This is a genomic window from Kitasatospora sp. NRRL B-11411, assembly GCF_000721345.1.
GTDB classification, from domain to species: Bacteria; Actinomycetota; Actinomycetes; order Streptomycetales; family Streptomycetaceae; genus Kitasatospora; species Kitasatospora cineracea.
The window spans coordinates 19228-31554 of sequence record NZ_JOGH01000032.1; the positions used below are offsets into that span (position 1 = coordinate 19228).

At 73.1% G+C, this 12327-nt stretch carries 13 protein-coding genes and 1 tRNA gene; 2 read left to right on the forward strand and 12 right to left on the reverse strand.

Annotated elements, in window-relative coordinates:
- Nucleotides 1-57: 57 nt before the first annotated feature.
- The 8 genes from hpnD to IH44_RS0116970 form a co-directional block, all read right to left on the reverse strand.
- The gene (gene hpnD / locus IH44_RS0116935; RefSeq protein WP_051816992.1) at nt 58-915 is read right to left on the reverse strand and encodes a presqualene diphosphate synthase HpnD; all 858 of its coding nucleotides are present in this window, start codon (nt 913-915) and stop codon (nt 58-60) included.
- Between the two features lie 41 nt (nt 916-956).
- The gene (gene hpnC / locus IH44_RS0116940) at nt 957-1877 is read right to left on the reverse strand and encodes a squalene synthase HpnC (RefSeq protein ID WP_232794974.1); all 921 of its coding nucleotides are present in this window, start codon (nt 1875-1877) and stop codon (nt 957-959) included.
- 192 nt (nt 1878-2069) lie between these two features.
- A complete protein-coding gene (locus IH44_RS0116945) occupies nt 2070-2831 on the reverse strand; it encodes an ABC transporter ATP-binding protein (protein ID WP_030460411.1) in 762 nt (253 codons plus the stop codon).
- A gap of 37 nt (nt 2832-2868) precedes the next feature.
- Nucleotides 2869-3810, reverse strand: a complete 942-nt coding sequence (locus IH44_RS0116950; protein ID WP_030460412.1) for an ABC transporter permease — start codon at nt 3808-3810, stop codon at nt 2869-2871.
- 134 nt (nt 3811-3944) lie between these two features.
- Nucleotides 3945-4829, reverse strand: coding sequence for a glycosyltransferase family 2 protein (locus IH44_RS0116955; protein WP_030460413.1), 885 nt, complete (start codon nt 4827-4829; stop codon nt 3945-3947).
- Nucleotides 4826-5656 carry a CDP-alcohol phosphatidyltransferase family protein gene (locus IH44_RS0116960; RefSeq protein WP_081966929.1) on the reverse strand — a complete coding sequence of 277 codons (831 nt, stop codon included), beginning with the start codon at nt 5654-5656 and terminating at the stop codon, nt 4826-4828. The genes IH44_RS0116955 and IH44_RS0116960 overlap by 4 nt, the downstream gene beginning before the upstream one ends.
- Nucleotides 5634-6695: an iron-containing alcohol dehydrogenase family protein gene (locus IH44_RS0116965; protein WP_030460415.1), complete on the reverse strand. Its 1062-nt coding sequence runs from the start codon at nt 6693-6695 to the stop codon at nt 5634-5636. The genes IH44_RS0116960 and IH44_RS0116965 overlap by 23 nt, the downstream gene beginning before the upstream one ends.
- Nucleotides 6683-7438: a sugar phosphate nucleotidyltransferase gene (locus IH44_RS0116970; RefSeq protein WP_030460416.1), complete on the reverse strand. Its 756-nt coding sequence runs from the start codon at nt 7436-7438 to the stop codon at nt 6683-6685. The genes IH44_RS0116965 and IH44_RS0116970 overlap by 13 nt, the downstream gene beginning before the upstream one ends.
- 447 nt (nt 7439-7885) lie before the next feature.
- Here IH44_RS0116970 and idi point away from each other — a divergent pair, with 447 nt between their 5' ends.
- Nucleotides 7886-8497, forward strand: a complete 612-nt coding sequence (idi, locus tag IH44_RS0116975; RefSeq protein ID WP_369794962.1) for an isopentenyl-diphosphate Delta-isomerase — start codon at nt 7886-7888, stop codon at nt 8495-8497.
- A 26-nt stretch (nt 8498-8523) separates the two neighbouring features.
- Here idi and IH44_RS0116980 read toward each other — a convergent pair whose 3' ends face one another.
- Nucleotides 8524-9099, reverse strand: coding sequence for an ATP-binding protein (locus tag IH44_RS0116980; RefSeq protein ID WP_369794963.1), 576 nt, complete (start codon nt 9097-9099; stop codon nt 8524-8526).
- A 454-nt stretch (nt 9100-9553) separates the two neighbouring features.
- Here IH44_RS0116980 and IH44_RS0116985 point away from each other — a divergent pair.
- Nucleotides 9554-9641: transfer RNA gene (locus tag IH44_RS0116985), tRNA-Leu, on the forward strand.
- 106 nt (nt 9642-9747) lie between these two features.
- On the opposite strand, the gene IH44_RS0116990 is transcribed toward IH44_RS0116985, so the two are convergent.
- Genes IH44_RS0116990 through IH44_RS0117000 form a run of 3 tightly spaced genes read right to left on the reverse strand, consistent with a single transcriptional unit; the run spans nt 9748 to nt 12276 of the window.
- Nucleotides 9748-10575: a hypothetical protein gene (locus tag IH44_RS0116990; RefSeq protein WP_157852350.1), complete on the reverse strand. Its 828-nt coding sequence runs from the start codon at nt 10573-10575 to the stop codon at nt 9748-9750.
- Nucleotides 10565-11569, reverse strand: coding sequence for a hypothetical protein (locus IH44_RS0116995; RefSeq protein ID WP_030460420.1), 1005 nt, complete (start codon nt 11567-11569; stop codon nt 10565-10567). The genes IH44_RS0116990 and IH44_RS0116995 overlap by 11 nt, the downstream gene beginning before the upstream one ends.
- Nucleotides 11569-12276 (reverse strand): hypothetical protein, encoded by a 708-nt coding sequence (locus IH44_RS0117000; RefSeq protein WP_051816993.1) that lies wholly within the window; start codon nt 12274-12276, stop codon nt 11569-11571. The genes IH44_RS0116995 and IH44_RS0117000 overlap by 1 nt, the downstream gene beginning before the upstream one ends.
- Between the last annotated feature and the right edge of the window lie 51 nt (nt 12277-12327).

The following is a 12327-nucleotide window of genomic DNA, read 5'->3' on the forward strand; positions in this document are numbered from 1 at the left end:
ACGTGCGCATGCGTCGTGATTCCCTGTTGACACAGCGTGACAGAACTAGCGCGAGAATCAAGAACGCCCTCCGGCGAGCCCGGACAGTGCCACGTACGCCTTCTCCCAGCCGGGCAGCGAGACCCGGCCGCGGAGCACCGAGTGCGGGTCGGCGGCGATCCGGCCGAGCAGGCGGTGGTAGATGCCGGCCATCGCGGCGGTGGCGGCGCGGCTGCGGCGGTCGAGCATCGGGAGCAGCCGCAGGCCCTCCTCGAAGGCGCGCTGGGCGCGCTCGGCCTCGAAGGCGACCAGGCCGGTGAAGTCGGCGCCGGCCGGGAGGGCGGGCAGCGCGAAGCCCTGCTGGCAGCCGAACCGGACCAGGTCCTCGGTGGGCAGGTAGGTGCGGCCGTTCAGGGCGTCCTCGCGCACGTCGCGCAGGATGTTGGTGAGCTGCAGGGCCAGGCCCAGGGTGTCGGCGTACTCGGCGCCGCGCTCCTGGTCCTCGCAGCCGTAGACGCCCAGCGAGAGCCGGCCGATCGAGCCGGCCACGCAGCGGCAGTAGACCTTGAGCTCCTCGTAGGTGCCGTACTCGACGCCCTTGAGGTCCATCTCGACGCCGTCGATCAGTTCGTCGAAGCCGCCGAGCGGGATCGGGAAGCGGCGGGCCGCGTCGGCCAGCGCGACCTTGATCGGGTCGGTGTCCTCCTCGGTGACCGCGCCCGCCCGGACCTCGTCGAGCAGGGTGCGGGTGCGGGCCAGTGCCTCGGCCTTCTGCTCGGCGGGCAGTTCGCCGTCGCCGATGTCGTCGACCCGGCGGGCCAGCGCGTACAGCGCCGACATCGCCAGCCGCTTGGCCTCGGGCAGCAGCCGGATGCCGTAGCTGAAGTTGCGGGCCTGCAGGGCGGTGACCGCCTCGCAGTACCGGTAGGCCGCCATGACCGGCGCGGACGCCAGTGGTGATGCCCCCACGCGGGCGCTCACCTTCCCTTCACGAAGAGTGCCGCCGCCCGGCCGGCCAGGCGGCGCTTGTCGGGCTTCGCCCGGTGCGCGAGCACGTCGAACCTGACCGCCTCGATGGCGTCCAGGGCCGCGTACCCGCCGGCGGTGAATCCCGCCAGCAGCAGTCGGAGCCTCCCGTGAACCGTACCCACCAGCGGCGCGCCGCGGTCGAGCAGGGTCCGGGCCCGGCTCGCCTCCCAGGCGATCAGCTGGCGCACGCCGCGGGAGGCGGTGTCGGCGGCGAGGTCGCGCTCGGTGACGCCGAAGACCGCGAGGTCTTCGAGCGGGAGGTAGATCCGGCCGCGGTCGAGGTCCTCGGCGACGTCCTGGAGGTGCTCGACGATCTGCAGCGCGGTGCAGATCGCGTCGGACAGCTCGATCCGGTCCGGGGTGGCCCGGCCGGCCAGCGCGAGCACCAGGCGGCCGACCGGGTCGGCGGAGAGGGTGCAGTAGTGGCGCAGGTCGGCGTAGGCCGGGTAGCGGGTGGTGGTCTGGTCCACCCGGTTGGCCTCGATCAGCCGGCGGAACGGCTCGGGGGTGACGGCGTGCCGCTCGATCAGCGGGACCAGGCGGCGCACCAGCGGGTGCCGGGGCTCGCCGGGGTCGGTGCCCAGGACGGTGCCGTGCGGGGACGGGTCGTCGCCGAGGGCGGCGGCGAAGGCGCGGTCCAGGTCGCGCTCCAGGCCGTCCAGCAGGGCGAGCCGGAAGCCCTCGTCCGCGGGGGCGCCGGGCACGTCCAGCAGCCGGGCGGCGGCGGCCGGGTCGGCGAGGTCGCCGTCGCCGGCGTCGTCGACCAGGCGGGCGAAGCCGTAGACCGCCATCAGGTCGCCGCGCCAGGCGGCGGGCAGGAAGCCGGGGGCGACCGGGAAGTTCTCCAGGTCCGCCTTGTCCAGCGTCACCGCCGCTGTCTGGTTATCCGACTTAGTTGAATCCGACACTGCCGTCACTCCCCCGTTCTACACCGGGCCGCACCGCCACCGCGCCACGGACACGCTTCCGTCGCCACGCCTTCACCCGCCGCACGGCGCAGGGCCGGTGCCCGGGGATCCGCTCCCCGCGCACCGGCCCTGCGCCGTGCGACCCGCCCCCGCTCAGGGGCGCTCGCCCTTCTCGTACCGGCGGACCACCTCTTCGGTGGGGCCGTCCATGATCAGCTCGCCGTGCTCGATCCAGATGGTCCGCTCGCAGACCTCGCGGATCGCGTTGTTGTCGTGGCTGACCAGGAAGACCGTGCCCGCCTGCTGCCGCAGCTCGTTGATCCGGGCCTTGGAGCGCTGCTGGAAGCCCTGGTCGCCGGTGGCGAGGGCCTCGTCGATCAGCAGCACGTCGTGAGTCTTGGCCGCCGCGATGGAGAACCGCAGCCGGGCGCCCATGCCGGAGGAGTAGGTGCGCATCGGCAGCGAGATGAAGTCGCCCTTCTCGTTGATCCCCGAGAAGTCGACGATGTCCTGGTAGCGGGCGCGCACCTGGGCGGGGCTCATGCCCATCGCCAGGCAGCCGAGCACCACGTTGCGCTCACCGGTCAGCTCGTTCATCAGCGCCGCGTTGACACCCAGCAGCGAGGGCTGGCCGTTGGTGTAGATGCCGCCCCGCTCGGTCGGCAGCAGGCCCGCGATGGCGGCCAGCATGGTCGACTTGCCGGAGCCGTTGGAGCCGATCAGGCCGATCGCCTCGCCCCTGTAGGCGGTGAAGCTGATGCCCCGCACGGCGTGCACCTCGCGGACGCCGGAGGCGCGCTTGCGGGTGAGGATGCGGCTCAGCGCCGAGGTGGCGCTGCCCTTGCCGGAGCCCGCGCCGTGCACCCGGTAGACGATGTGCACGTCGTCGACGACCACGGTGGGCTGGCGCGTCATGTCGGCGTCCTGGACGTAGGTCTTGGTCAGGTCGGTGTCAGCCACGGCCGTACTCCTCCTCGGCCTTCCAGAAGAAGACGAATCCGATGACGAACAGCCCGACGCCCCAGGCGATGCCGTACGTCCACTGGTGCGGGGGCAGCGACTGGTGCACCGGCTGGTGCGGGTTGTAGATGACGGGGGCGAAGGCGTGCCGGAGCAGGTTCATGTAGACCGACGCCGGGTTGATGTCGCAGAGCACCTGGATCACGCGCGGCCAGGAGCTGACCCGGTCCTGGATGCTGAACATCACGCCGGACAGGAACATCCACGCCCGCATCACGAACGGGATGAGCTGGGAGATGTCGCTGGTCTTGGCGCCGATCCGGGCGAAGACCAGCGAGACGCCGGTGTTGAACAGCGTCTGCAGGAGCAGCGCCGGGATGATCAGCAGCCAGGTCGGGCCCGGGGTGATGCCGGCCGCCAGCACCGTCACCACCAGCACCACCATCGAGATCAGCAGCTGCTGCAGCTGGATCACGGTGAAGGCGATCGGCAGGCTGGCGCGCGGGAAGTGCAGCGCCCGGATCAGGCCGAGGTTGTCGGAGATCGCCCGGGTGCCGGACTGCACCGCGTTCTGGGTGAACTGGAAGATGAAGACGCCGATGCACAGCCAGGCGATGTAGGTGCCGTCCGGGAAGCCTTCCTTGCTGCGCAGGATGACGCCGAAGACCAGGTAGAACACGCCGCAGTTGAGCAGCGGGGTCACCACCTGCCAGAGCTGACCGAGCTTGGCGTCGGTGTACTGGGCCACCAGACGGGCGGTGGCGAAGGCCCAGATGAAGTGGCGTCGCGCCCAGAGCTGCTTGGTGTACGCGAACAGACCCGGCCGGGCACCGCTCACCGACAGGCCGTACCTGTCCGCGAGCTGTTTGGGGGTCAGGCCCGCGTCCGCACCCCTGGGGGCCGAGGGGCTGACGGGTTCACTCACTGTCGACACATTCGTCCTTCACGCGGGATCGGTCGGGGCGGCCGGTCGGCGGGGGTCCGCCGGCCTGCGCCGAGGGGGATCCACTGGATCACGGGGGTCCGGCCGGTGCTGCTCACCGACCGGGCGATCGAGCACTGATCCAATCAGATGATCGGAGGTCGGCCTAGTCTGGTCAGACGCCAGACCGTACGCCATCGCATGGGCCGCCGCGGACCGCAGGGCTCGCGGAAGCCCGCCCGGAAACCGCCCAGCCAGGCCCTCAGCCCCTCGGCGGAGGGACGGCGGGCGACGGTCAGCAGGAACCAGGTTCCCAGGTAGAGAGGCACCAACGGGGCCGGAAGGTTCCGTCGGGCCAGCCACACCCGGTTGCGGGCCACGTTGTGGAAGTAGGTCGCGTGCCGGGCCGGGGAGGTCGCCGGGTGGTGCAGCACCACGTCCGGGCGGTAGTCGATCGACCAGCCGGCGTCCAGCGCGCGCCAGGCCAGGTCGGTCTCCTCGTGCGCGTAGAAGAACTCCGCCGGCAGCTGCCCGGCCTGCGGGAACACCGCGCTGCGCACCGCGCTGGCGCCGCCCAGGAAGGTGGTGACCCGGGAGCCGCGCAGCGGGTCGCTGGCGCGCAGCCGGGGGACGTGGCGGCGCTGGGTGGTGCCGGTCTCCGGGTCGGCGATCCGGAACGAGACGATGCCCAGGCCCGGGTCGGCGGTGAACGCCGCGCGCAGCAGCTCGGCCGAGTCGGTGTTCGGCAGCAGGCCGTCGTCGTCCAGGAAGAGCACCGCGTCGACGTCCCGGCCGTCCGGGCCGAACAGCTCGATGCCGACGTTGCGGCCGCCGGGGATACCCAGGTTCTCCGGCAGCTCGACGCTGCGCACGCCCTCGGGCAGGACGGGCAGCGGGGCGCCGTTGCCGACCACCGCGAGCTCCACCGGCGGGCCCTGCTGGGCGCGCACCGACTCGATCAGGGCGTTCAGCTCGGCGGGCCGGTTGCCCATCGTGATGATGACCGCGCCGAGTCGGAAGTCGTCGCTCATCGCAGCCTGCTGGACAGCACGATGGACAGCAGGTGCAGGACGGTCTGCAGCACGGCGATGGCGGCCAGCACCACGACCGCGAGGCGGGTGAAGAACAGGTCGCCGCGGACCGCGTCGGCGATGCCGGCGGCCAGGATGAACAGCGAGGCCTCGACCGCGCCGACCAGGCGGTGGAACTTCAGCAGCGAGGCGGCCCGGCGGGCCTTGGCCACCGCGGTCGAGCGCGGCACCGAGGCGCTGTCCTCGACGGCGGTCAGGCCGGAGCGGGCCCGGGCCACGTCCACCAGGTCGGTCTCGGACTTGATCAGGATCGCGCCGAGCGCGGCCAGCGTGCCCAGGAAGGCCCACTGCCAGGCGGCGTGCGCGCCCTCGCGGTGGAACAGGTCGGCGGCCCGCAGGCCCAGGCCGGTGAGCAGCGCGGCCTCGGACATGTAGTGGCCGACCCGGTCCAGGTAGACGCCGGTGAGCGAGGTCTGCCGGCGCCAGCGGGCCACCTCGCCGTCCACGCAGTCCAGCAGCAGGTAGACCTGGATCAGCACCGCGCCCAGGACCGCGCCGGTCAGGCCGGGGACGACCAGGGCGAGGCCGGCCAGGATGCCGGTGAGCATCATCAGGTAGGTCAGGCCGTTGGGCGTGATCGCCGTGGCGGTCGACAGGACCCGGGTGATCCGCAGCGAGATCTTCCGCATGTAGAGGCGGCCGGCCCAGTGCTCGGCGCTGCGGCGCTGCAGCATCCCCTCGGGATGGATCACCGCCCGCAGTTCCTCGATCGACGGGCGCCGGGTGAGGTCGACCGGCGGGCGTTCAGCTGTTGACGGCTTGGACATAGTCGGCGTACGCGTCCCTGATGTCTGTGGCGGAGAGGTCGAGGTGTTCGAGGATGGTGAAGCGCCCCGGTCTGGTGTTCGGAGCGTAGTGCACCGCTTCGGTGAACTCCGCCCCGGTGAAGCCGATCTGATCGGCGGTCACCGGGAGGCCGTGGAAGCGCAGGCGCTCCACGATCAGTCCGGACAGTTCCCGTTCGCCCCGCAGGTGGCAGGCGAAGGCGGCGCCGAGGCCGACCTGCTCGCCGTGCTGCGCGGACCGCTTGGGGTACAGCACGTCCAGGGCGTGCGAGATCTCGTGGCAGGCGCCCGAACTGGGCCGGGTGCTGCCTGCGATGTTCATCGCGATGCCGGACAGTACCAGGGCTTCCGCCAGCGTGGTCAGCAGGTCCGGGTCTTCCAGGGTGCCCGGGTGCCGGAGCAGGTTCTCGCCGGCCGAGCGGGCCATCGCCACGGCCAGTCCGTCGACGGGTTCGCCGGTCACCGCGTGCGAGAGCTCCCAGTCCGCGCAGGCGGAGATGTTGGAGACGGCGTCGCCGATCCCGGCGGCCACGAAGCGCTTCGGGGCCTTGGCGATGACGTCCAGGTCGACCACGATGCCGATCGGCCCCGGGACCCCGTAGGAGCCGCGGCCGGCGTCGTTGTCGAGGGTGGAGACCGGGGAGCAGATGCCGTCGTGGGCCAGGTTGGTGGCGACCGCGACCACCGGCAGGCCGACCCGCGCCGCGGCGTACTTCGCCACGTCGATGATCTTGCCGCCGCCGAGGCCGACCAGGGCGTCGTAGTGGCCGCGGCGGATCTCGTCGGTCAGCCGGACCGCGCTGTCCAGGGTGCCGTCCTCGACCAGGTACCAGTCCGCGCCGGGCAGCGCGGGCTCCAGGCGCTCGCGCAGCACCGCGCCGGAGCCCCCGCTGATCGCCACCGCGATCCGGCCGGCCGCGGACAGCCGCTGGTCGGCGAGGATCCCGCCGAGCGCGTCCAGGGCGCCCGCGCGGATCTCCACGAAGACCGGCGAGGGCACCAGGCGGGTCAGTACCGGCACGCGATCTCCCGGGCCTTGGCGAGGTCCTCGTGGTTGTCGACCTCGACCCAGGAGACCTCGCCGATCGGCTGCACGTCGATCGTCAGGCCGCGGTCGACCATCTCCTGGTAGCCGTCCTCGTAGTACAGCTGCGGGTCGCGCTCGTACACGGCCTTGAGGGCGTCGGCGAGGGCGTCGGCGGCGGACGGGTTGATCACGGTGACGCCGATGTACTCGCCGGTGGCGTCCAGCGGGTCCATCAGCTTGGTGATCCGGCGCATCCCCAGCTCGGGGTCGACGACGACCTTCATCTCCTCGTCGGCGAGCTTCTTCACCGTGTCCAGCGCGAGCAGGATGCCGGGGGCGCGGCCCTCCTTGATCCGGCGGTCGTTGCCGTCCAGCATGGTGCGCTGCACCGAGGCGGGGTGCACGGTGTCGCCGTTGGCCAGCAGCAGGCCCTCGGCGAACAGCTCGCGGGCGCACCACAGCGAGTAGGCGTTGTTCCACTCCTCGGCCCTGTCGTTCTCGACCAGGGTCAGCTTGACGCCGTAGGTGCGCTCCAGCGCCTCGCGGCGCTCGTACACCGCCTCCTTGCGGTAGCCGACCACGATCGCCGCCTCGCGCAGGCCGACCTCGGCGAAGTTCCCGAGGGTCAGGTCGAGCACCGTCCGCTCCCCGTCCACCGGCACCAGCGCCTTGGGCAGGGTGTCGGTGTAGGGGCGGAGCCGGCGGCCGGCGCCGGCGGCCAGGACGAGGCCGATCATGCGGGACTCCAGGGTCTCTCGGGTGCCGCGGACGCCGATCCGGGTCGGTCGCGCCGTGCGGGCCTGGTGCGGCCGCGGCTGCGGCGCGCCGAGCGGGCGGCCGCTGCGGACCGCCCGGTGCCACTGATGGTAGGCGACCTCGGCGACCTGCCAGAACGCGGCCCCGCACGGCGTCGGTGATCGTTCGGGGGAGCTCGGTGAACGTCCGGTGACCGTGGTGGACCACTGGTCGAACACTTCTGCCAGTGGCGCCCTCCTCCGACCCCCGGGTGTGCGTCGCGGGCCCGCACGGGGCGGGCCATGCGGCAGACTTGGGCCCCGACGGCGTCGGCCGGACCGACCAATCCGGACCGACGCGCGTGCAGCCGACCCCACGGACCGGGGCGGGCAGCCGCGGACCGCACCGGCCCGGGCGGCGGCTCCGGTCCACGTGCCGAAAGGGGCATTGTGCCCATGAGCCCTGCTGTCAGCCCGACCGAGGCCCTCTCGCCGGAGCTGGTCCCCCCGTCCCCGGCCGCGCCCGGCGAGATCCTGCTGGAGCTGGTCGACGACGACGGCGTGACCATCGGGACCGGTGAGAAGCTCTGGGCCCACCAGCAGCCGGGCCGACTGCACCGGGCGTTCTCGGTCTTCCTGTTCGACCGCCAGGGGCGCCTGCTGCTGCAGCGCCGGGCGCTCGGCAAGTACCACTCCCCCGGCGTCTGGTCGAACACCTGCTGCGGGCACCCGTACCCGGGCGAGCAGCCGTTCACCGCGGCCGCCCGGCGCACCGCGGAGGAGCTCGGCGCCGCGCCGGCCCTGCTCTGCGAGGCGGGCACCGTCCGCTACGACCTGCCGGACGAGGCGTCCGGGCTGATCGAGCGGGAGTGGAACCACCTGTTCGTCGGGCTGGTCACGGCGGAGCTGGAGCCGGACCCGGAGGAGATCGAGGACACCCGGTTCGTGACCGCGGCCGAGCTGCGCGAGCTGCGGGCCGAGAAGCCGTTCTCGGTCTGGTTCGAGACGGTCTTCGAGGCGGCGCTGCCGGGCATCCGGGAGATCGCCGGGCACGACTGGTAGCCGGACCGGGCCCGCCGGTCGCGGGCTCAGACCGGCCGGCACATGGAGGGTGGGTGAAGAAGGGGGCACCTCCCGGCCGAAGGCTGGGGGAGGGGTGAGGGCCGAGTCCGGGCGGTGCCGACGAGGGAGCCGTGGGCCCAGATCACCTTGCCGCCGTCCGCGGTGCGCTCCACGTCGCACTCGCCGCCGGCCTGCAGGGTGATGCTCTTGACCAGCAGCAGCCCGCGCCCGCCCGGCCGGGCCGGGTCGTTCTCCTGCGCCTTGGGGCGGTACGGGTGACCGTCGACCACCGAGATCCGGACCCGGTCGGCGGTGACGGCGAGCTCGCAGACCACCTCGGGCGAGAGCACCGCCGCGTGCGTGACGGCGTTGGACACCAGCTCGGAGACGATCAGCAGCAGGTCGTCCACCAGTTCCTGGTAGCGCTCCCCCGCCATCCCCTGGGCCAGCAGCCGGTCGCGCACCGCGTGCCGGGTGCGCGGCACCGACGCCTCGTGGGAGACCGCCGAGAACCGCCACACCCCCGGGTCGGGGCCCGGCCCCCGCTCGCGGCCGGGCCACCAGCTCGCGGCGTCGGGGACCGCCTTGTCCGTCTGTTCCACTGCATGCCGCCCTTCACGCGGGGACGGGAGGCTCCCGCGCCGGGGTCCGACCGGCGGCGGCTGTCGGGAATCGGGCGTTCCGCTCAAGGCTCCCTGGTCCACAGAGGCTAGGAGAGCACCCCCCGATGACCCGCACCGGGACTGGAACTACGCGTGTCGTGAAGGTTCCCGACCGATTCGGTACGTGTTCTGCGCCCTCCTGGCCGGTCGCGTCGCGCCGCGGGCCCACTGTTGCCCTCAGAACGCCCGTCCGAAATCGCTTCCGCCCCCGCCCACCAGCGCAATCGCCCTCCCGACGGCCGGGCCGCCGCCCGGCTTGTCCGGTTCTGCCCCGATCCCCGGGCCGGGGCCGCCCGGGGCACCGAAAACGCAGGTGAGAAGCACTCCCCGGGCCTGGTAGTGTTCTCTCTGTCGCCAGGGGGCAGCCGAGAGGAAGCCCCGAGGTGAACACCCGGTCCGGGTGGCGGAATGGCAGACGCGCTAGCTTGAGGTGCTAGTGCCCTTTATCGGGCGTGGGGGTTCAAGTCCCCCCTCGGACACCAGAGTGAGACCCCAGTTGATCTGGGGTCTTTCTGCTTTTCCGGGCCGGGCCGGGCTCCGGTGTGCGGCCCGGCGGCCGTGGGGCCGCCGGGTCCGGGGGGCCGGGGGTCAGTGGCGCGGGGGCAGCAGGTCGGTGCGGTGCGGGGTGAGGTCGGTGACGCTGTCCAGGTCCGCCTCCACGGTGTACCGGGTGTGCGTCCCGTCGGGGGCGGTCTCCTCGTCCAGCTGGTGGCCGTCGGCGAAGCCCCAACTGCCGCCGGTGTAGACGCCCTTGATCCGGCCCTCCACGGTGCCGACGGCGTCGAACGGGCCGTCCTGCCAGCGGAACGTCCAGTGGGTGCGGTACCAGGCGTCGAGCTGCTCCGGGGGGACCGCGCCGACCCCGTCGAGGACGACCAGGCCCCGGGCGTCGGTGCTGGTGGCGGCCCGGTGGGTGGTGCCGGCGAGGACGGCGCGGCCGCCGGGCCGGAAGTGGTCGGCCTCGGCCAGCCGCCGGGCCAGTTCGAGGCGCGGGCCGAGCAGGTCCTCGCGGTGCTCCTCGGGCTCGGTGACCTCGGCGAGCGGGAAGGTGCCCCGGTGGCCGGTGATCCGGCGCTTCAGGTGCTGCGCGGCGAACTCCCGGTCGCTGCCGAGGTAGCTGCCGGAGACGGTGTCGCCGACCCGGTCGGTGCACTCGAAGGGCTCGCCGCGCCAGCGGAAGGTCCAGTGCGCGGTGTACCAGGCGTCGAGCAGTTCGGGCGGCAGCGGGTAGCCGGCCACCGAGCCGTCGGCGGCGAGCCGGGGGGCGACGCCCTCCGGGGCGGGGGTGCCGGGGGCGGGGAGCAGTTCGACGCACGGCCAGCGGCCGGCGGCGGCGCGGGCCGGGTACAGCACGCCGCGGAAGGCCGCGAACTCGCCCCTGACCGGCTGGTGACGGCCCGTCGGGTCAGTTGTCATAGTACTTCCACAGCCCATCGTCCTTGTCGAAGTGGCCGACGGCCTCTTCGGTCCCGTCGGCGTTCATCCGCCAGATCTCCGCACCGTGCGGGAAGCCGGTGGGCCTGGCGTCCCACTCCGGGACGCCGCCGCCGGTGTAGCCGGTGCCCAGGAACGGTTCGTCCCAGGCCCTGCCCGCATTCTTCCCGGCCAGGCCCGCGACCCGGTCGGCCAGGGCCTGGTCGCCGACCGCGCCGAGGGTCGGGTCGGCCTGCATGCCGTGCGGGGCGGGGAAGCGCAGCTGGTACGCCTCGGTGGCGCCGGGCGGGACCGGGGTCCAGCCGGCGCCGCCGTCGTCGAGGGCCAGGCCGTTGCGCAGGTCGTCCATGCTGCGCAGGTCGGCGGTGTCGGAGCCGCGCGCGATGGAGCCGCGGAACTCGCCGGGGTTGAAGGTCCGGCCGCCGAGCGAGGCGCTGTTCTCCAGGTACGCCTCCGCGACGTCGGGCTTGACGATCTTGGTGACCATCCGGCCCTCGTCCAGCTTGATCGCGTCGCGGACCTGGACGACCTGGCGGAGCTGCTGCTCGTCCAGGTCGTTGGTGGGGGTGAGGCGGAGGCGGTCGTGCTCGGCGCGGTCGAGGCCGCGGGGGGCCAGCTCGCGGTCGATCTCCTGCTGGTAGCCGGGGCCGTCGCGGAGCGCGCCGTTGCCGTAGTGCTCGGGTTCGAGCGGGCCGTGGCCGGGGCCGGTGCGCGGGACCGTCCCGGCCCCGCCGGCCGGCCCGTGCGCCCCGCCCGCCGGGCGGGGGCCGGCCGCCTTGAGGTCCTTCGGGGCCACCGCCCTGAGGTCCTCGGCGATCTTCGCCTCGGTGGCGGCGTGGGCGGCGAGGTTCCGGGTGCCCTTCTCGGCGGCCTCCTCGACGACCGAGGCGTGCTTCTCGGCGATCTTCGGCAGCGAGTCCAGGGCGTCGTTCTTGAGCGCCCGGAAGACCGCCTGCTCCTCTCCTCCGGCCCCCATCAGAACGCCAGCCTCTCGAGTCCGCCGCGCAGTTCCTGCGCGTGGCCGCGGAACGCCTCGGTGTGGGCGCGCATCGTGCTCAGGTGCCGGTCGGCCAGGTCGGCGTCGAGGCTGAAGCCGTCCGCGGCGCCGGCTCCGCCCGAGGTCTGCCCCCAGTCCAGGCCGGACATGGCGTGCTCGATCTTGGCGAAGAGCGGTTTGGCCGCGGCCTCGATGATCTCGCCGATGACGTACTGGATGATCTGCTGCTTGAGCGTCTCCAGCAGCTTCTTCCCGGCCTCCACGATCACCGGCACGGCGGCCTCGGCCAGTCCGAGGGTGGCCACCGCGGCGGCCTGGTCGGCGATGAAGGCGGCGGCCATGACGCCCAGTTCGACCAGGGCCTCGACCTTCTGCGCGACGATCACCTCGGCGCCGACCTCCAGCGCCTCGGCGAGCAGCGTGCAGCCCAGCACCAGTTCCCGGGTGTGCCGTTCGGAGAGCTCGGACCAGCCGGACTGCATCCGCCGGGTGGCGGCGCCCTGGTACGCCTGGGCGAAGCCGTCCATCGCCCGGGTCGCCTCGGCGTGGGTCCGCTCCACGGCCTGGCCGAACTTCCGCACCATGGCGGCGAACTCGCGGACCTCGTCCTCGTTGATGTACGGCCAGGGCACCCCGATGACGTTGAGGAACGTCACCACCGGTGCCGGCAGGTCGTCAACCGCCACTGTGCGTCCCCCGTGCAGTCGATCGGGCCCGGCGGGTGCGCCACCGGGTCG

What these genes read in the sequence shown, in the direction of transcription:
- hpnD (WP_051816992.1), bottom strand. Translation starts at nt 915, where the DNA reads ATGGCGGCCTACCGGTACTGCGAGGCGGTCACCGCCCTGCAGGCCCGC.
- IH44_RS0116945 (WP_030460411.1), bottom strand. Translation starts at nt 2,831, where the DNA reads ATGACGCGCCAGCCCACCGTGGTCGTCGACGACGTGCACATCGTCTAC.
- IH44_RS0116955 (WP_030460413.1), bottom strand. Translation starts at nt 4,829, where the DNA reads ATGAGCGACGACTTCCGACTCGGCGCGGTCATCATCACGATGGGCAAC.
- IH44_RS0116960 (WP_081966929.1), bottom strand. Translation starts at nt 5,656, where the DNA reads ATGTCCAAGCCGTCAACAGCTGAACGCCCGCCGGTCGACCTCACCCGG.
- IH44_RS0116970 (WP_030460416.1), bottom strand. Translation starts at nt 7,438, where the DNA reads ATGATCGGCCTCGTCCTGGCCGCCGGCGCCGGCCGCCGGCTCCGCCCC.
- IH44_RS0116990 (WP_157852350.1), bottom strand. Translation starts at nt 10,575, where the DNA reads ATGACAACTGACCCGACGGGCCGTCACCAGCCGGTCAGGGGCGAGTTC.
- IH44_RS0116995 (WP_030460420.1), bottom strand. Translation starts at nt 11,569, where the DNA reads ATGGGGGCCGGAGGAGAGGAGCAGGCGGTCTTCCGGGCGCTCAAGAAC.